15 protein-coding genes are annotated in these 17,483 nt (G+C 65.3%); 9 read left to right on the top strand and 6 right to left on the bottom strand.

Annotated elements, in window-relative coordinates:
- Positions 1–272: 272 nt before the first annotated feature.
- Positions 273–1,208, bottom strand: coding sequence for a ribokinase (gene rbsK, locus AC1VNY_RS29030; protein WP_482407754.1), 936 nt, complete (start codon positions 1,206–1,208; stop codon positions 273–275).
- A 21-nt stretch (positions 1,209–1,229) separates the two neighbouring features.
- Positions 1,230–2,123, bottom strand: coding sequence for a sugar kinase (locus AC1VNY_RS29025; protein ID WP_028331857.1), 894 nt, complete (start codon positions 2,121–2,123; stop codon positions 1,230–1,232).
- 222 nt (positions 2,124–2,345) lie between these two features.
- On the opposite strand from AC1VNY_RS29025, the gene AC1VNY_RS29020 reads away from it, so the two are divergent.
- The 9 genes from AC1VNY_RS29020 (at position 2,346) to AC1VNY_RS28980 (ending at position 11,898) form a co-directional block, all read left to right on the top strand.
- Positions 2,346–3,194 carry a VOC family protein gene (locus AC1VNY_RS29020; protein ID WP_461194144.1) on the top strand — a complete coding sequence of 283 codons (849 nt, stop codon included), beginning with the start codon at positions 2,346–2,348 and terminating at the stop codon, positions 3,192–3,194.
- A gap of 250 nt (positions 3,195–3,444) precedes the next feature.
- Positions 3,445–4,101 carry a TetR/AcrR family transcriptional regulator gene (locus AC1VNY_RS29015; RefSeq protein ID WP_482407753.1) on the top strand — a complete coding sequence of 219 codons (657 nt, stop codon included), beginning with the start codon at positions 3,445–3,447 and terminating at the stop codon, positions 4,099–4,101.
- A 257-nt stretch (positions 4,102–4,358) separates the two neighbouring features.
- Positions 4,359–5,168, top strand: a complete 810-nt coding sequence (locus AC1VNY_RS29010) for an ABC transporter permease (protein ID WP_016842153.1) — start codon at positions 4,359–4,361, stop codon at positions 5,166–5,168.
- 58 nt (positions 5,169–5,226) lie between these two features.
- Positions 5,227–6,225, top strand: a complete 999-nt coding sequence (locus AC1VNY_RS29005; protein ID WP_482407752.1) for an ABC transporter substrate-binding protein — start codon at positions 5,227–5,229, stop codon at positions 6,223–6,225.
- A 169-nt stretch (positions 6,226–6,394) separates the two neighbouring features.
- Positions 6,395–7,243 (top strand): ABC transporter ATP-binding protein, encoded by an 849-nt coding sequence (locus tag AC1VNY_RS29000; RefSeq protein ID WP_482407751.1) that lies wholly within the window; start codon positions 6,395–6,397, stop codon positions 7,241–7,243.
- Between the two features lie 14 nt (positions 7,244–7,257).
- Positions 7,258–8,664 (top strand): hypothetical protein, encoded by a 1,407-nt coding sequence (locus AC1VNY_RS28995; protein WP_482407750.1) that lies wholly within the window; start codon positions 7,258–7,260, stop codon positions 8,662–8,664.
- A complete protein-coding gene (locus tag AC1VNY_RS28990) occupies positions 8,661–9,812 on the top strand; it encodes a Gfo/Idh/MocA family protein (RefSeq protein WP_482407749.1) in 1,152 nt (383 codons plus the stop codon). Before AC1VNY_RS28995 ends, AC1VNY_RS28990 begins: the two co-directional genes overlap by 4 nt.
- Positions 9,813–9,826: 14 nt before the next feature.
- The gene (locus AC1VNY_RS28985) at positions 9,827–11,035 is read left to right on the top strand and encodes a dihydrodipicolinate synthase family protein (RefSeq protein WP_482407748.1); all 1,209 of its coding nucleotides are present in this window, start codon (positions 9,827–9,829) and stop codon (positions 11,033–11,035) included.
- Positions 11,035–11,898, top strand: coding sequence for a sugar phosphate isomerase/epimerase family protein (locus tag AC1VNY_RS28980; protein WP_482407747.1), 864 nt, complete (start codon positions 11,035–11,037; stop codon positions 11,896–11,898). Before AC1VNY_RS28985 ends, AC1VNY_RS28980 begins: the two co-directional genes overlap by 1 nt.
- Positions 11,899–11,940: 42 nt before the next feature.
- Here AC1VNY_RS28980 and AC1VNY_RS28975 read toward each other — a convergent pair whose 3' ends face one another.
- From AC1VNY_RS28975 to AC1VNY_RS28960, 4 genes are all read right to left on the bottom strand, one after another.
- Complete coding sequence (locus AC1VNY_RS28975; RefSeq protein WP_482407746.1) at positions 11,941–12,720, bottom strand: potassium channel family protein; 780 nt, start codon at positions 12,718–12,720, stop codon at positions 11,941–11,943.
- Between the two features lie 41 nt (positions 12,721–12,761).
- Positions 12,762–14,111: a Spy/CpxP family protein refolding chaperone gene (locus AC1VNY_RS28970; protein ID WP_482407745.1), complete on the bottom strand. Its 1,350-nt coding sequence runs from the start codon at positions 14,109–14,111 to the stop codon at positions 12,762–12,764.
- A 606-nt stretch (positions 14,112–14,717) separates the two neighbouring features.
- Entirely contained in the window at positions 14,718–15,932 is a 1,215-nt protein-coding gene (gene rocD, locus AC1VNY_RS28965) for an ornithine--oxo-acid transaminase (RefSeq protein ID WP_482407757.1), read from the bottom strand.
- Between the two features lie 125 nt (positions 15,933–16,057).
- Positions 16,058–17,281 (bottom strand): cytochrome P450, encoded by a 1,224-nt coding sequence (locus AC1VNY_RS28960; protein ID WP_482407744.1) that lies wholly within the window; start codon positions 17,279–17,281, stop codon positions 16,058–16,060.
- Between the last annotated feature and the right edge of the window lie 202 nt (positions 17,282–17,483).

Genomic DNA, 17,483 nt, shown 5'->3' with positions numbered 1-17,483 from the left:
ATGTCGATTCCGACGTAACGAAGAGCTATGATCACGGTGCCTGTCCCTGTGATGCGAGGTCTGTTGGCGCAGCCTCGTGCAACTGTTCAGGTTGATAGATGGAACGGGCGGGAGACCGAGCCGGCTCACGGCGTCAAGCGCCAAGGACCCAACGGCTTCCCGCCCACCCTCATCCTGACAGACTTCCAAGACACAGGGACCCATACTCCGCGGCGGTAAATGGCGGAGACGAACGCAGTTAATGCGCGCGTGCCCCAAACTGTAGCCGGTGATTATGGGTCCCGGCCTTCGCCGGGACGACGCGTGGAAAGAACGGCGGCCACCTCATCCGCCGTCGGCATCGACGGCGCGGCCCCCATCCGTTGCACGCAAATCGAGGCGGCGGCGTTGGCGTAGGCCAGGGCGTCGCCGAGCGGCTTGCCGATGGCGAGCTGCGAGGCGAGGGCGCCGACGAAGCAATCGCCAGCGCCTGTGGTGTCGACGGCCTTGACCTCGCGTCCCGGCACGAGCAGCGGTTGGTCCTCGACCAGCGCCAGCACGCCGCGCTTGCCGAGCGTGACGCAGACGATCTTGCCTTGCCCCAAGGTCCGGGCCGCCTGTGCGAAGCGGGACGGGTCGTCGCTGTCGCGCAGCTCCGTGCCGGTCAGATAGCCGAGTTCGGTCTCGTTCAGAACGAGAATGTCGACGAGCTCGAGCAGAGCCTTGTCGGCCTGTTTTGCCGGTGCCGGATTGAGGATCGTGGTGGCGCCGACGGCGCGGGCGCGCCGGAAGAAGGCAGTGATCGCCGGCAGCGGAATCTCGAACTGGCTGACCGCGACGTCACCCTTCATAAGTGAGGGAGCCTTGACATCACGAGCGTCAACGAGCCCGTTGGCGCCCGGCACGACGACGATCGTGTTGTCTGCATTGGCGATCGTGATGATCGCCGTGCCGGAATGCGTGCCATTCGTGGTCTTGACCGAGGTGAGATCGACGCCTTGCGCGGCGAGGAACGCTCTCAGCTCCTTGCCGAACGCATCGGTGCCGAGCCGGCCGATCAGCGTGGTCGGTATGCCGAGCTTGGCCGAAGCCACCGCCTGGTTGGCGCCCTTGCCGCCGGGAAAATAGAGCACGGCTTCGCCGGCCACGGTTTCGCCTACCTTCGGATGGCGCTCGGTGGTCGCCACCACGTCCATATTGATGCTGCCGGCGACGAAGACGTGTCTCATGACTAGCCCCGTTCACCGATATTAGGCCTCGGCGCGAAATTCCTGCTTGACGGCTGCGATGTCGGCGAGTGTCGGCAGGCCGGCCTCGTTGCCGAGCTTCTGGATCTTGAAGGTCGAGGCTGCACGCGCGAACTTGAAGTGCTCATGCCAGCCTTTGCTCGGGTTCGAAAGGTAGGAGTAGATGTAGGCGCCGTGGAAGACGTCCCCGGCGCCGTTGGTATCGATCACACGCGCGCGCGGGATCGGGAAGGCCGGCAGCGTGCGCACTGTGCCGGCCTCGTCATACCAGAGCAGGCCGCGCTCGCCCATGGTGACGCCGCCGACCTTGCAGCCGCGGCCCTTGAGATAATCGAGCATCTGCTCCGGCGTCTTGTCCATCTGCTCGCACAGCCGTTCGGCTACGATCGCAATGTCGATGAATGCGAGCAGCTCGTGGGTGTTGGTGCGCAGTCCGCCGCCGTCGAGCGAGGTCAGGATGCCGTCCTCGCGGCACAGCTTCGCATAATGGATCGCGGCGTCCGGCTGGTGGCCGTCGATGTGCAGTGCGCGACAGCCCTTGATGTTCAGCAGCGGAAAGGGGTGGATGTGCTGGTCGTCGCGGCAGCGGACGATGGCGCGCTTGCCGTCGTTGGGCATGATGAAGGACAGCGAGGAGGAGTTGACCTTGCGGGGGTGGAACGAGATGCCGTACCTGTCGGCCATGTCCCAGAACATCCGTCCCAGCCAGTCATTGGCCATGGTGGCGATCAGGTCCGGCGGGACGCCGAGCTTGGCGCAGCAAAATGCTGCGGTCACGGCGTTGCCGCCGAACGACACCGCATAGGCGTCGGCGACGTGCTTTTCGTCGCCGACGGGCATGTGATCCGTGATGAAGGTGACGTCGATATAGGTCTGTCCGATGAAGAGAGCCTGCATTCGCTTTCCGTCGTGGCTGGTGTGGTCCCGGCCGGCGGTTCCAGACTAGCATTGCTGATCGGCCGATATCGCTGAAAATATTCGCAACCCTGCCTGGTTTACAGGTAGAGATGATGGCTGCGCCGGGCCCTTCTGGGCGGCATAACGGCCGGCGGCAGTCCGTGGTTCCGGGTTGGGTTAAGGGAGAAACACGATGACGGCAGATTCGGGGAGGTTGCGGCCATGATTACCGGTCTCGATCACGTCGTCGTCCTGACCGGCGACATCGCTGCTGCCAGCGCGGCCTACGAGACGCTGTTCGCGCGGACGCCTTCCTGGCGCTACAGCGGCGGCGGCGCGGACCGCACGCTGTTCACGCTCGACAACACCACGCTGGAATTGGTGGCGCCGCACGGCGACGACGATGCAGCCCAGCGCATCCGCAGCGCGCTTGCCACCCAGGGCGAGGGGCTTGCGAGTCTCTGCTTCCGCACCAGCGATATCGCGAAGACACACCGCAGGCTCGAGCGCTTGACGCTGAAGCCCGAACCCGTCGCGGAGGTCGAGAGCCGCGACGACACCAGTGGCGCCACGCTGTCGTGGAAGCGGACCCGCGCTGCGACCGATGCGACGCGCGGCGTGCGCATGTTCTTCCTGGAGCGCGAGCAGGAGCGGCCGCTATCGGTCCGCACCACGACCGCATCGATCACCGCGATGGATCACGTGGTGGTGTCGACCGCCGATCCGGAACGTGCCGCCGCGCTCTATGGTGCTCGGCTCGGGCTCGACATGGCGCTCGACCGGTCGCATCCGGAGTGGGGCCGGCTGATGTTCTTCCGCTGCGGCGACCTCGTCGTCGAGGTCACGCACCGGCCGGGAAAATCGGAGGCGGACGCGCCGGACCGGCTGCGCGGCATCTGCTGGCGCGTCGCCGATATCGACGCCACACGTGCGCGGCTGATTGCCGCTGGCGTCGACGTCTCCGAAGTCCGCACCGGCCGCAAGCCCGGCACGCGCGTGATGACGGTGCGCAACGGCACATGCGGTGTGCCGACGCTTCTGGTGCAGCCGTCACAGGGAAAGCCAGGCTAGGCCGCGTTTTATCCGCGGGTCGTCCCGGCAGCGTGCGTCGCGCGACCCGGTGGCGCGCCCCTCCGGTGCGCAATTGCGCGCCGGGGAGTGACGAAGAGGGCATCTGCGAGAAATATTCCCGCACGAGCATCACGACAACATTCGTTCTCAAACGTCGCGCGTCATGCTACATTCACCAACCCAGCATCACCGGGCGATCGATTTGGCCAAGGCAAAGCGAATACAGAGATGGCAGCGCGACCCCCAGGGGATGCGGTTGCGGATTCTCGAGGCCGCCAAGCAGGAATTCGCCGCCCATGGCCTCGCCGGCGCGCGGGTCGACCGCATCGCGGCCAACGCCGACGCCAACAAGCGCATGCTGTACTATCACGTCGGCAACAAGGAGGATCTCTATCTCGAGGTGCTGGAAGGCGCCTATGAGAAGATCCGCGCCGAGGAGCGCACCCTCGATCTCGAGCATCTCGATCCGCCCGAGGCGATCGGGCGCCTGATCGATTTCACGTGGAACTATTTTCTGCGCAATCCCGAGTTCCTGGCGCTGCTGAACACGGAAAACCTCGCCAAGGCAAAACACCTGAAGCGATCGACCAAGGTCAAGTCGATGCACTCGCCCTTTGTCGAGATGATCCGCACCGTGGTGACGCGCGGGGTCGAGAGCGGCGATTTCCGCGTCGCCGTCGATCCGGTGCAACTCTACATCTCGATCGCCGGGCTAGCGTTCTTCTATCTCTCCAACAGCGCCACGCTGAGCGTGATCTTCGGCCGCGACCTCTTGAAGAAGGACGCCCGCGACGAGCGCCTCGAGCACATGACCGCGCTGGTGCTGGCGGCGCTGACCGGCAAATCCACGGCGGCGTTCGGTGGGACGATACCGGTGATGCGCACCGCCGAACATCGAGTGGTGTGAGGCGCGCGTTCGCGCTCATTACTGATGCCCGTAGCCCGGAGGGAGCGAAGCGCAATCCGGGACAACTCTATCCGCGGATAGTCCGTTCCCGGATTTCGCTGCGCTTCATCCGGGCTACGAAGTTTCACCCGACAAAAAATCTCGCCTGACGAAAGTAGCGGATTTCGGTGCGATTTTGCCGCGCGCTTGGGGCTGGACAGTATTTATCCAACGGGTTAATTTCTGAACGAACAGAGAGACTGCAAGGGGAGCGTGACGTGGCGGAGGCAAAGAGCCCTTCGGGCCTGTCGAAGGTGCTGAATGCGGCGTGGGTACGTCCGTTCCTGTTCTTGGTCGTCATCGTGGCGGCCTGGGACCTCGCGATCCGCCTGTTCCATATTCCGGCCTACCAAATTCCCTCACCCGGCGACGTCGTGGCGGTGCTCTGGAGCGACTGGCCGGAGCTGTTGCGGCAGTCCTGGCCGACGACCTATGCAACGATTTGCGGCTTCCTGCTCTCGGCGCTGTTCGGCATTCCCGTCGCGATGCTGATCGCGGGTTCGAAGACGGTCGAGAGCTACGTCTATCCGCTGCTGGTGTTCTCCCAGTCCGTGCCGAAGATCGCGATCGCGCCGCTGTTCGTGGTGTGGTTCGGTTTCGGCATCATCCCCAAGGTGATCTCCGCGTTCCTGCTCGGCTTCTTCCCCGTGGTGGTCTCGGCGGTGCAGGGCTTCAAGTCGGTCGACCCTGATATGGTCGATCTGGCGCGCGCGATGCAGGGCAGCCGCTTCCAGGTGTTCCGCGCGGTCAACCTGCCGCACGCGATGCCCGCGATCTTTTCCGGCCTGAAGGTCTCGGTGACGCTCGCTGTGGTCGGCGCCGTCGTCGGAGAGTTCGTCGGCTCCAATTCCGGCATCGGCTATGTGATGCAGCGCTCGATCGGCACCTTCGACCTGCCGACGATGTTCGCCGCGCTGGTGATCCTCGCGCTGCTCGGCGTCATCCTGTTCTGGATCGTCGACCGCATCGAGCGGCTGGTGATCCCCTGGCACGTCAGCCAGCGCGACGACATCATCTTCGCTTCCTAGCGCAGCAACCGGACAAGCGGTCCACACAAGGACCGCGGACAATAAAGGGAGAACAACCATGAAGCGTTTGATTGCGGTCGCAGGCGCCGCGCTGGCCTGGACCGCGCTTGCGGTGGCTCCAGCATCCGCGGCCGACAAGGTCGTGCTGATGCTGAACTGGTACGTCTATGGCGAGCACGCGCCGTTCTATTACGGCAAGGCCAAGGGCATCTATGCCGCTGAGGGCATCGACCTCGAGATCCAGGAAGGCCGTGGCTCGGCCGCGACCACGCAGGCGGTGGCCGCGAAGACCGCCGATTTCGGCTATGTCGACGTGCCCACGATGATGCGCGCGGCGGTGAAGGGCGCGCCCGTGATCGCCACCGGCGTGCTGCTGCAGACCAGCCCGATGTCGGCGATGAGCCTTGCCGACAAGAACATCAGGAAGCCGGAGGACATCAAAGGCAAGACGGTCGCGATCACGCCGGCGGATTCGATGACGCAGATCTGGCCGCTGTTCCTGAAGAAGACCGGCCTGAAGGAAAGCGATTTCAACACCGTCGCCGGCGACGGCCAGACCAAGCTCAACGCCGTGATCAACGGCCAGGCCGACCTGCTGCTCGGCTATGTCATGGACCAGTCGATGAAGATCAAGGACGCCACCGGCAAGGACGTCTATCCGATCAAGTTCGCCGACTACGGCATCAACATGGTGTCGTCGGGCATCATCGCGAACTCCGACTATGTGAAGGCCAATGCCGACCTGGTCCGCCGCTTCATGTCGGCGACCACCAAGGCGGTGGAGGCCGCGGAGAAGGACCCGAAGGCCGCGGCGCAGTCGATCCTCGACGCCAATCCGAAGGGCGGCAAGATCGCCACGTTGACGCAAGGCTTCGAGCTGACGATCCCGCTCTATCGCACGGCGGAGACCAGGACCAAGCGGCCGTTCCAGGTCACCGACCAGAACATGACCGAGTCGGTCAATTTGATGGTCGAGTATGGCGGCCTCGACGCCAAGGCCAAGGCCAATCCGAAGGCGTTCTACACCAACGACTATCTGCCGAAGGGTGACTCGTGAGCCGTAAACTCCCGCTGTCGTCCCTGCCGAGTGCACTGTTGCGCACGGAGCAGGGACCCATAACCACCAACCTTGATTGTTACGGAAGGTCTCTACCCGCGTGCCCGAATGAGGGGACACGGCGTATGGGTCCCTGCTTTCGCAGGGACGACGGGTGGAGAGGGACGCGATGAATCCTGCGATCAAGCCCCCCGACCTCAGCCAGCCCGCCGCGCATCTTCGCCTGGTGTCGGACCGCGCGGCGGGAGCTACGCCGGGTATCAAACTCTCCGGCGTATCGAAGACCTACCGGTCGCGCGACGGCGATGTGCCGTCGTTGCGGCCGCTCGACTTCACCATCAATGACGGCGAGTTCTTCGTCGTGGTCGGGCCCTCCGGCTGCGGCAAGTCCACGCTGCTCAAGATGATCTCGGGCCTGCTGCCGCCGACGACGGGCGAGGTGCTGGTCGACGGCGAGCCGGTGACCAGGCCGCACGGCAATGTCGGCATCGTGTTCCAGAACGCGCTGCTGCTGCCGTGGCGCAACATCCTCTCCAACGTGATGCTGCCGATCGACATGAAGCAGCTGCCGCGGGACAAGTATCTTGCCCGCGCCAAGGACCTGCTGAAGCTGGTCGGCCTCGAAGGCTTTGAGAAGAAGCTGCCCTGGCAGCTGTCCGGCGGCATGCAGCAGCGCGCCTCGATCTGCCGCGCGCTGGTGCACGACCCCAAGATCATGCTGATGGACGAGCCGTTCGGCGCGCTCGACGCCATGACGCGCGAGCGGATGAACGTCGAATTGATGCGGATCCAGCGCGAGACCGGCAAGACCGTGCTGCTGATCACGCACTCAATTCCCGAGGCCGTGTTCCTCGCCGATCGCGTGCTTGTGATGACCGAGCGGCCCGGCGCGATCGCCGCGATCTACGACGTGCCGATGCCGCGGCCGCGCTCGCTCGAGACGATGTCCGATCCCGTCTTCAACGAACTGGTGCAGCGGATCCGGAAGCATTTCTTCACCCAGGGGTCGCTGGACTAACACCCGAGCCTTCAATGCCGCTTCGCCTCAAAGTCAACGATATCGCGTTCTTCGAACGGCCGCTGGTATTCGCCCGGCCGTTCCGCTTCGGCGCGGTGACGATCACCGCATCGACGCAGTTGTTCGTGCGGGTCGAGATCGAGGTGGAGGGCAAGGGCCGCGCCACCGGCGCCGGCGCCGAGATGCTGGCACCGAAATGGTTCGACAAGCGGCCGCATCTGACCGAAGCGCAGTCGCTCGACGGACTTCGCCGCTCGCTTGCGGTTGCGCGCGAGCTCTATCTGACGAACAGGGGCTTTGACACCGCGTTCGGCTTGCACGCCGCGTTTATCGGTCCGCAGGTCGCGGCCTGCGCCGCGGAAGACATTCCACCGCTTGCCGCCGGCTTTGGCCCGGCCGAGATCGACAGGGCGATGCTGGATGCGTTGCTGCGCGCCGCCGGCGCGAACTTCTTCGACGGCATGGCCGGCAACATCGCCGGCATCGACGCGCGGCTGACGCCTGATCTCGACGACGCCGCGATCGCGCGGTTTCTGTCGACGCGCCAACGGCTCGAGCGTGTCGCCGTCAGGCACACGGTCGGGATGGACGACAAGGTTGAAGGCGAGGGCGGCGTTGCCGACCGCAACGAGAACGCCGGTGCGCGCTATTTCAAGCTCAAGCTGAACGGCGATCCCGCGCATGATGCGGCGCGGCTGGCGCGGATCGGCAGCGAGCTCGCAAGGCTGCCTTACGCAACCAGGATCACGCTCGACGCCAACGAGCAATATGCCGACCTTGTCGCGCTGAGCGCGCTGGTCGACCGGCTCGACCGTGACGCGGCGTTGCAGCCGATCAGGGCAAACCTGCTCTATATCGAGCAGCCGATGCCGCGCGATATCACAAGGGCCTCGCCGCTCGGGAAACTGGCGGCGCACGGCTTCATCATCGACGAAGCCGACGATTCCTATGATGCATTCCCGCAGGCGCGCGCGCTCGGCTACCGCGGCATCTCCTCGAAATCGTGCAAGGGTATCTACAAGTCGATCATCAACGCCACCCGCGCAGCGGCGTGGAACGCTGAGAGCGGCGGGTATTTCATCAGCGGCGAGGACCTGACGTGCCAGGCCGGGCTCGGCGTGCAGCAGGACCTCGCGCTCGGGGCGCTGATCGGCGTCACCCATGCCGAGCGCAACGGACACCATTATGTCGATGGCTTTGCCGACACCCCGACTGACGAGGCCGACGCCTTCCTCACCGCGCATCCCGATCTCTACGCGCGCGCGGGCGGCAAGGTCCGCCTCGCGATCCATGACGGCGATCTGCTGACCGGATCGATCGCCGCCGCGCCGGGCTTTGCCAGTTCGGTCCATCCGGATTGGTCCACCATGCAGCCGCTGCGGCGGCCAACACCACGCGTTTCGCAGGAGCAAGCAGTATGACGACCAAGCGCCTCGGCCTGATCATGAACGGCGTCACCGGCCGGATGGGGCTCAACCAGCATCTGATCCGCTCGATCGTCGCGATCCGCGAGCAGGGCGGTGTGCAGCTCGCTAACGGCGACCGCGTCATGCCCGATCCGATCCTGGTCGGCCGCGACGCCGAGAAGGTCGGCGCTTTGGCAAAACGCTACAACATCGAGCGCCACACCACCGAGCTCGATCGTGCGCTCGCGGACAAGGGCGACACCGTGTTCTTCGACGCCGCGACCACGCAGGCGCGGCCCTCACTGCTGACCAAGGCGATCAATGCCGGCAAGCATGTCTATTGCGAGAAGCCGATCGCGACCAATCTCGAGGAGGCCGTTGCGGTCGTGAAGCTGGCCAATGCCAAGGGCCTTAAGCACGGCACCGTGCAGGACAAGCTGTTCCTGCCGGGCCTGAAGAAGCTCGCTTTCCTGCGCGACTCCGGTTTCTTCGGCCGCATGCTCTCGGTACGCGGCGAGTTCGGCTATTGGGTGTTCGAGGGCGGCTGGCAGGAAGCGCAGCGGCCGTCGTGGAATTACCGCGCGGAGGATGGCGGCGGCATCATCCTCGACATGGTCTGCCACTGGCGCTACGTGCTCGACAATCTGTTCGGCGAAGTCGAGAGCGTGACCTGCCTCGGCACGACTGATATCCCCGAGCGCTATGACGAGAAGGGCAAGAAATACCAGGCGACTGCCGATGATTCCGCCTACGCCACCTTCCGCCTCAAGGGCGGCGTCATTGCACACATCAACATGAGCTGGGTGACGCGCGTCTACCGCGACGACCTCGTGACCTTCCAGGTCGACGGCACCCACGGTTCGGCTGTGGCGGGGTTGACCGACTGCGTGATCCAGGCGCGTCAGGCGACACCGCGGCCGGTATGGAATCCGGACGAGAAGCGGATGCACGATTTTTATGCCGACTGGCAGAAGCTGCCTGAGAACGTCGTGTACGACAACGGCTTCAAGGAGCAGTGGGAGATGTTCATCCGCCATGTCTGCGAGGATGCGCCCTACAAATACACCCTGCTCGAAGGCGCCAAGGGCGTGCAGCTCGCCGAATGCGCGCTGAAGAGCTGGAAGGAGCGGCGCTGGATCGACGTCGCCCCGATATCAGTCTGAGAAGGGACCTTGCCATGAACAAGCCAGTCCTGCCCAAGCCTGCCCTGACAAAGTCATCGCTGTCGCTGAAACTGCCGACCACAGGCGGCGGCCTCGAGACCTATCGCCTGGCGGCGTCGCGGACCTTTCCGGCGAAGCTCGAGGGCACGCTCAATCGTGTCGCGTTCTCGGCCGCCCATGTGGTCGCAGATCCCAGCGCCGACGTCGATCCCTGGCTGACGGCCGCGATCGACTGGGACAGGACGATCGCGTTTCGTGAGCACGTCTGGGACCTTGGCCTCGGCGTCGCTGAAGCCATGGACACCGCGCAGCGCGGCATGGGGCTGGACTGGGCGACCTCGCTCGAACTGATCCAGCGCTCGGTGAAGGCGGCAAAGGCCAGGGGCAACGCGCTGGTGTTCTCCGGCGCCGGCACCGACCATCTCGCGGTCGAGGACGCCAGGTCGATCGACGATGTGATCCGTGCCTATGAGGAGCAGATCGCGGCAGTGGAGAAGGCAGGGGGGCGCATCATCCTGATGGCCTCGCGCGCTTTGGCAAAGCTCGGCAAGGGCGCGGAGGATTACGCCAGGGTCTATGACCGCGTGCTGTCGCAGGTCCGTGAGCCCGTGATCATTCACTGGCTCGGCGACATGTTCGACCCGGCTCTGTCAGGTTACTGGGGCACGGCCGATCTCGACAGGGCGATGGATACGGCGGTTGCGATCATCAACGCCAATGCGGCCAAGGTCGATGGCGTCAAGGTCTCGCTGCTCGACAAGCAGCGCGAGATCGACATGCGGCGCCGGCTCGATCCGCGGGTCAAAATGTACACCGGCGACGACTTCAACTATGCCGAGCTGATCGCCGGCGACGACAAGGGATTTTCCCACGCGCTGCTCGGCATCTTCGATGCCATCGCGCCGGCGGCGTCCTACGCGCTGTCGCGGCTCGCCGCGGGTGACGAGGCCGGCTTCCACGATGTGCTGGGACCGACGGTGCCGTTGTCGCGCCACATCTTCAAGGCGCCGACGCGCTTCTACAAGACCGGCATCGTGTTCATGGCCTATCTCAACGGGCATCAGGACCATTTCACCATGGTCGGCGGACAGGAGAGCGCGCGCTCGACCTTGCATCTTGCCGAGCTGTTCCGGCTTGCCGACAGGGCCGGTCTGCTCGCCAATTCGGAGCTCGCGACGCGCCGGATGACGACGATCCTGGCCACCCGCGGCATTGAAGCCTGATGCGCGATTTCTTCTATGACCACCGCTGGCTGTCGCTGAACACGGCGACCGTTCGCAAGCAGGGCGATCTCATCGCCATCGTCGAGGCCTGCGCGCGCCATGGCATCCGCGCGATCGATCCCTGGCGCGACCAGGTCGCAGCCGTCGGCCTCGATCGCGCCGTCCGTGCGGTCAAGGATGCCGGGCTCGATCTGTCGGGCTATTGCCGCGGCGGCATGTTCACGGCAGATGGCGCGCATCGCAGCGAGGCGCGCGACGACAACCGCCGCGCGGTCGACGAGGCGGCGGCACTCGGCGCCTCCTGCATCGTGCTGGTGGTCGGCGGCCTGCCGCAATATTCACGGCCGGGCAGCGCGGCGTCCAAGGATATCGCGTTGGCACGATCGCAGGTGCACGACGGCATCGCCGAGATGCTGGCCTATGCGAAGCAGGCAAAGCTGCCGCTCGCGATCGAGCCGCTGCATCCGGCCTATGCCGCCGACCGCGCCTGCGTGAACACCACCAAGCACGCGCTCGATATCTGCGACGCACTCGATCCCGACAGAACCGGCGCGATCGGCGTCGCGCTCGACGTCTATCACATCTGGTGGGATCCGGAGCTGATGAGCCAGATCGCGCGCGCCGGCCAGGATCGCCTGCTCGCGTTCCACGTCTGCGACTGGCTGGTGCCCACCAAGGACATCCTCAACGACCGCGGCATGATGGGCGACGGCGTCATCGACATCAGATCGGTGCGCGCCGCCGTCGAGGCGCAGGGCTTTGCCGGCTATTCGGAGATCGAGATATTCTCGAATGACTGGTGGGGCCGTCCGCTGGACGAGGTGCTGCGAACCTGCATCGAGCGGCACCGGACGGTGGTCTAGGACGCCGTCAGGTGGACGCAGCGCTGCATGCCCGCTTCGCGCTCAGGACTCCTCGTTGCGGTGCTCGATCTCCAGCGTGACGAGCCGCGCCAGCAGCGTTGCCGGATAGAGCTGGCCGAAGATCGCCTCGAGATTGCACAGGCTCCGCGCGATCGGATGCAGCGGAGCGACGTCGCCATAACCTGTCGTCGTGAGCGTAGCGAAGCTGAAATAGAGGACGCGGCTCGCCAACGTCGGGCTGTCCTCCACCTTCATGCCGGGAAATGCGTCGGGCCTCAGCGTGCCGACAAAGGTGAAAAGCGCCGCGAAGATCACGGCGACCGTGAGATAGAGCAGAACCGCGCCGATCACGCGGTGATAGGTGACGCGGCCTGGCGCGAACGTCGCGCGCGCCACCGTCACGGCCATGGTGAGGCCGACGAGCAGCCAGGATCCGGCGAACAGGTTGAGATCGACAATTGAAGGTGAGCGTAGTCTCAGGATTCCGCCCGTGACGATCATGACGAGCGCGACCAGCATCGTGACGACCGCCACCGCGCTGCCTGACATCAGGAAGACGCCGCCGACCAGGACCAGCGCGAGCAGGAGTTCAAAAATCTGGAATTCGAACAGGCCCAGCGCCTGCAACGGCGCTACCACGAAAATCATGACCACGAGCAGGATAGTGAGCACCGTCAATAAGGAATCGCCCCAGCGCTCGCGTAGCTCGCCAGTGCTCATCCAGCCGCGCGTCATTCCCGCCCCGTCATTCGGCATCGCATCGGGATGCCGGTGACAGAGATTGCTGCGCGCCGGCCGCAAACGCAAGACGGGGACAGGCATCCTATGGCGCACCCGGCGATCCGGATCGCCCGCCGGCCGTCTCAGGGGCTCGCGACCTGCTGCAGCGTATTGAAGCGGGCTTTCTGCTCGCTGCTCAGCATCGTATAGAACTCATCCAGTGCAGGCTCGATCAGCTTCGCGGCCTTCTGCATGGCCTCGAGCCGGTGCTGCATCGCCTCCAGCCGGCCGACCGGCGTCAGCGGCACGTCGTTCGGACAGGCCGCCTGCAGGTCCGCGATGGCTTTTGTGGTTGCATCGCTCAGGCGGTCGAGCGCCTCCTTCTGCTTGCCCGCCGGATGAAGCGAGGCCGCGATCCGGTTGATCGGCAGGTGGGCCAGGTCGGATTTCGAATCGCCGCAATTGCCGGTTTGCGCGGTCGCCTCCTGCTGCTGCGGCGAACGCTCGCCGACATGTGGACCGAGCGCATTGAAGCGGGCCTGTTGCTCGTCGCCGAGCGAACTGTAGAAATTCTCCAGCGCCGGCCGCACGATCTTGATCGCCTCGAGCGTCGCGCTGATGCGGTTTTGCATCGACCGCAAGCGGCCGGTTGGCGTCATGGCATAGCTATCCGCGCAGGAGTCCTTGAAGATATCGGCGGCTTTGGCCGCTGATGTCTTCAACTCGTCGAGCAGCGCGCGCTGCTGCTGGTCCGGCCGTACCGCCCGCGCGATGTCGGCAAGCGGCCAGGCCGTGACGCCCTTGTCCGGTTCGCCGCAGAGCTGCTTGATTGCCTGCGGGCTCGTGTCGGTACGTTGACGGGACCGATAGCGGCCCGCGGTCGCAGCATAGTCGCCAGGATTGATACTGGCATAGGCGGAGTAGGGAGTGTTGGTGTCCCAGAACACGGTGTCGACGAAGTCGTCATAGGCGTAGGCCCAGTAGCCGGGCTCGTAGGCATAGGACCAGAATGTGTAGTCAAAGATGTCCGAATAGGCGTAGGGCCAGAACACCGGCCCAAGCCACGCCACGAAGGCCGCGCGGCTGCCGCGTCGCCAGGCATGCCGGGGCGCCCAGCCGCCCTGGCGCGCCGCAAGCCCTGCCTGGCCTTGCGCGCCTGCCTGCTCGCGGAAGTGTGCGGCAAATCGCTCGCGCTGAGCCGCCTGCGTCGCGGCCGTGGTCGCGACCGCGGCGCCAACCGTCGCTGCCGGCGCCAATCTCTGCTGGCGGGCAACGTCGGTCTGCTGCGCACGCTGCTCGCGCTGCAACAGGCGGTTCTGCGCCTGCAGGGCACGGTCATGGACGCGTTGCGCCCGTGCGCCTTGGACCCTTTGCGACTGCAATTGCTGCACGCGTTGCTGCAGGCGATCGATCCGGGTTTGCCGCTCGGTGGTCTGGCGCGAGAGCGTGTCACGCTGCCGCTGCTGCGCTGCCTGCTGGCGTTGCTGGATCATTTGCTGCTGCTGCTGCGCGCGCTGTTGAACGCGCTCCGTCGGCGACGGCCGCTCGCTCAAGCGCGACGGTGGGCTCGGGCGTGATGGCGCCGCGATATGCGGAGCCTGACGCTGCGGCGCTCCTCGACGGAATTCGGGGCGTGGCGTTGCAACACGCGGCGCGGCGATATGGGGGGCCTGGCGTACCGACGGGGCGGCGAAATGCGGTGCCGCGCGCGGCGCCATCGCCGGTCGCTGCGGGGCGTGGAACGCGGGTGCTGCCGGCCGTGCCATCGCGGGTGGCCGCGCCATTGCAGGCGGTCTCGCCATTGCGGGCGGCCTGGCCATTGCGGGAGGGGCGGCGTGTACCATCGGGGCGGGACGTGCCATTGCGGCCGGTGCAGCCGGCCTTGCCGCCGGTGGACCCTTTCCGTGCGGCTGGGCGGACGCGCCGCCGCTCGCCACGAGCATCGAGGTGCCAATCGAAAAGACAACAAACAAAGCGCGACGGGAAAGCATGAGCGTAGCTCTCCTTTCAACAGTCGCCCGCAGTGCTTTAACGCACCGGCGTCGGATTCGTTCGTTGTGGCTACGGCCGGCGTTACGGTCTTCCAGCGCGGGGAACCGTCAGGAGACGTCCTGCGTGAGGGTCGCCGCGATCCGCTCCGTCGCCCAGTCGACCTGATCGCCCGTGATCACCAGCGGCGGAGCGATCCGGATGGTGTGCTCGTGGGTGTCCTTGGCGAGGATGCCGCGCGCCTGCAGCGCCCGGCAGTAGCGGCGGGCACCGCAGGCTTCGGGGTGCAGCTCGATCGCCAGCATCAGCCCGCGCCCGCGCACCTCGCGGATCACGTTGGCGCGAATGTCCTGCAATCCGGCGAGGAAGCGCGCGCCCTGTTGCGCCGCGTTCTCGATCATTCCCTCGTCGATCAGTACGCGCAACGCCGCCCGCGCCACCGCGCAGGCGAGCGGATTGCCGCCGAAGGTCGAGCCGTGCTGGCCCGGCCGCAAGGTGCCGAGCACGGCGTTGTTGGAAAGCACCGCCGACACCGGATAGAAGCCGCCCGACAGCGCCTTGCCGAGCAGCGTCACGTCGGCTTCGATCCCTTCGTGCTGCTCGGCGAGCAGCTTGCCGGTGCGGCCGAGCCCGGTCTGAATCTCGTCGAGCACAAGCATCACATTGTGCGCGGTGCACAGCTCGCGCACGCGGACGAAATAGCCTGGCGGAGGAATCACGACGCCGGCTTCGCCCTGGATCGGCTCGACCAGGAAGGCCGCGGTGTTCGGCGTGATCGCCTGCTCGAGCGCGGCGGCATCGCCGAACGGGATGATCTTGAAGCCCGGCGCGAACGGGCCGAAATGGTCACGCGAACCGGGGTCGGTCGAGAAGCCGACGATGCCGAGCGTGCGTCCGTGGAAATTATTGGCGCAGACGATGATCTCGGCCTGCCCGTCCGGCACGCCCTTGACCTCATAGGCCCATTTGCGCACCGACTTGATCGCGCTCTCCACCGCCTCGGCGCCGCTGTTCATCGGCAGCACCTTGTGCGAGCCGGTCAGTTCCGCGAGCTCGCGGTAGAAGGGAGCGAGCTGGTCGTTGTGGAAGGCGCGCGAGGTCAGCGTCAGCCGATGCGCCTGCTCGATCATTGCTGCGAGGATCTTCGGATGGCAGTGGCCCTGGCTCACCGCCGAATAGGCGGAGAGACAATCGAGATACCGGTTGCCATCCGTATCCCAGACCCAGACGCCTTCGCCGCGGGACAGCACGACCCCGATCGGCTCATAATTGTAGGTGCCGAACTGCGCTTCGGTTGCGAGGAAATCAGTGACCGATGCATTCATCATGCGTCACTCCCGCTGCAGCGCACGAGAGATTACATCAAATCGTGCCTGCAGTTGATTTGGGCATCGGTTCCTCCACAGGGAAGTGTGTCGCCGGCCAAATTCGCAGGCGACAATGTGTCGTCTTATGCGCTGATGCTGCAGGGCACGCTGAGGAAGCCGCGGAAGCGCACCCGCCCGCCGCGCACCGGCTCGCCGTCGAGCGCGTAGTTCGGGAAGCGTTCAAGGAAACGCGAGATCGCGATGGCGCCTTCGAGGCGCGCCAGCGCCATGCCGGCGCATTGATGCGCGCCGGTGCCGAAGGCGAGGTGGCGGTTCGGCGTGCGCGCGACGTCGAAGCCTTCCGGATTGGGGAATTGCGCCGGGTCGCGGTTGGCGGCGCCGATGCACAGCGTGACCAGCGTGCCGGCCGGCATCGTGATGCCGCCGAGCTCGGTTTCTTCCACGATCATGCGGTTGCCGAGCTGGTTCGAGCTTTCGTAGCGCAGCATCTCCTCGACCGCGGTCTTGATCAGCTCGGGTTGCGCGATCAGTCGTTGCTTCTGATCCGGATTTTGGGTGAGCGTCACCAGCCCGTTGCCGATCAGATTGGTCGTGGTCTCATGGCCGGCGTTGAGCAGGAAGATGCAGTTGTGCAGCAATTCCTTCGCGGTCAGCCGCTCGCCATTGTCCTCACCCTGGATCAGCCTTGTCAGCACGTCGCGTTCGGGATTGCCCGGTCTTGCACGGCGGCGTTCAACCAGCGTTTCGAGATAGGCGAGAAAATCCTTCACCGCATTGTTGCCGCGGTCGAACGCGTCCTTGCCGATCACCGGCTCCAGCGCGCCCAGAATCGCCAGCGACCAGTCGCGCAGCGGCTCGCGTTCGTCGTGCGGCACGTCGAGCAGATTACCGATCACCTCGACCGGAATTGCCGAGGCGAAGTCGCCGATCAGCTCGAAGCGGTCGCGGGTCTCGATCCGGTCGAGCAGGCTGTCGACCAGCGCGATCAGGTCAGGCTCCATGCCGGCGATCGCCCGCGGCGACAATGCGCCCATGATCAGCCGCCGCACGCGGGTATGCGCCGGCGGATCGTTGAAGACGAGGCTGGTCGTGTGATGCTCGTAGAGCAGCGAGTTGCCGTATTTCGGCAAGAACTCCTTCTTCTTGTCGGAGGAGAATACCTTGGTGTTCTTGTAGGCGGCGATGAGGTCGTCGTAGCGGGTGAGAAAATAGCAGGCGTTCGGCAGCCGCTTGACCGGCGCGTTCTCGCGCAACGCGCGATAGGTCGGGTAGGGGTCGGCGTAGAACTCCGGCGTCAGCTTCTCGAGGTCGAAGCCGTCAGCCAGCTCGCGCGCGTGTCCGTTCATGGCGCATCCAACCCAATTAGTTTCATTTGCAACTATCGTAAGCCGCGGGCGGCGGCCGCGCAACACAATTTGCCAGGCGCCGGGAACAGCGCGCCGGGCGTCGCGTGGTGCGAGCAAATCGCAGAGCCATATGCGGTTTTGCGCTTTGATGAAGCGCGCGCGCCCCTCTACAGTCGCGACCAAACAACAAGACCGGAAACGC

Source organism: Bradyrhizobium ferriligni, from assembly GCF_056837965.1.
Note: the sequence above shows the minus strand (reverse complement) of the source record. Positions and strands in the feature narration are given on the sequence as shown.

Excerpts from the sequence above, each read along its gene's own strand:
- rbsK (WP_482407754.1), bottom strand. The coding sequence starts at position 1,208 with ATGAGACACGTCTTCGTCGCCGGCAGCATCAATATGGACGTGGTGGCG.
- AC1VNY_RS29025 (WP_028331857.1), bottom strand. The coding sequence starts at position 2,123 with ATGCAGGCTCTCTTCATCGGACAGACCTATATCGACGTCACCTTCATC.
- AC1VNY_RS29020 (WP_461194144.1), top strand. The coding sequence starts at position 2,346 with ATGATTACCGGTCTCGATCACGTCGTCGTCCTGACCGGCGACATCGCT.
- AC1VNY_RS29015 (WP_482407753.1), top strand. The coding sequence starts at position 3,445 with ATGCGGTTGCGGATTCTCGAGGCCGCCAAGCAGGAATTCGCCGCCCAT.
- AC1VNY_RS29005 (WP_482407752.1), top strand. The coding sequence starts at position 5,227 with ATGAAGCGTTTGATTGCGGTCGCAGGCGCCGCGCTGGCCTGGACCGCG.
- AC1VNY_RS29000 (WP_482407751.1), top strand. The coding sequence starts at position 6,395 with ATGAATCCTGCGATCAAGCCCCCCGACCTCAGCCAGCCCGCCGCGCAT.
- AC1VNY_RS28995 (WP_482407750.1), top strand. The coding sequence starts at position 7,258 with ATGCCGCTTCGCCTCAAAGTCAACGATATCGCGTTCTTCGAACGGCCG.
- AC1VNY_RS28990 (WP_482407749.1), top strand. The coding sequence starts at position 8,661 with ATGACGACCAAGCGCCTCGGCCTGATCATGAACGGCGTCACCGGCCGG.
- AC1VNY_RS28985 (WP_482407748.1), top strand. The coding sequence starts at position 9,827 with ATGAACAAGCCAGTCCTGCCCAAGCCTGCCCTGACAAAGTCATCGCTG.
- AC1VNY_RS28980 (WP_482407747.1), top strand. The coding sequence starts at position 11,035 with ATGCGCGATTTCTTCTATGACCACCGCTGGCTGTCGCTGAACACGGCG.
- AC1VNY_RS28975 (WP_482407746.1), bottom strand. The coding sequence starts at position 12,720 with ATGCCTGTCCCCGTCTTGCGTTTGCGGCCGGCGCGCAGCAATCTCTGT.
- AC1VNY_RS28970 (WP_482407745.1), bottom strand. The coding sequence starts at position 14,111 with ATGATCCAGCAACGCCAGCAGGCAGCGCAGCAGCGGCAGCGTGACACG.
- rocD (WP_482407757.1), bottom strand. The coding sequence starts at position 15,932 with ATGAATGCATCGGTCACTGATTTCCTCGCAACCGAAGCGCAGTTCGGC.
- AC1VNY_RS28960 (WP_482407744.1), bottom strand. The coding sequence starts at position 17,281 with ATGAACGGACACGCGCGCGAGCTGGCTGACGGCTTCGACCTCGAGAAG.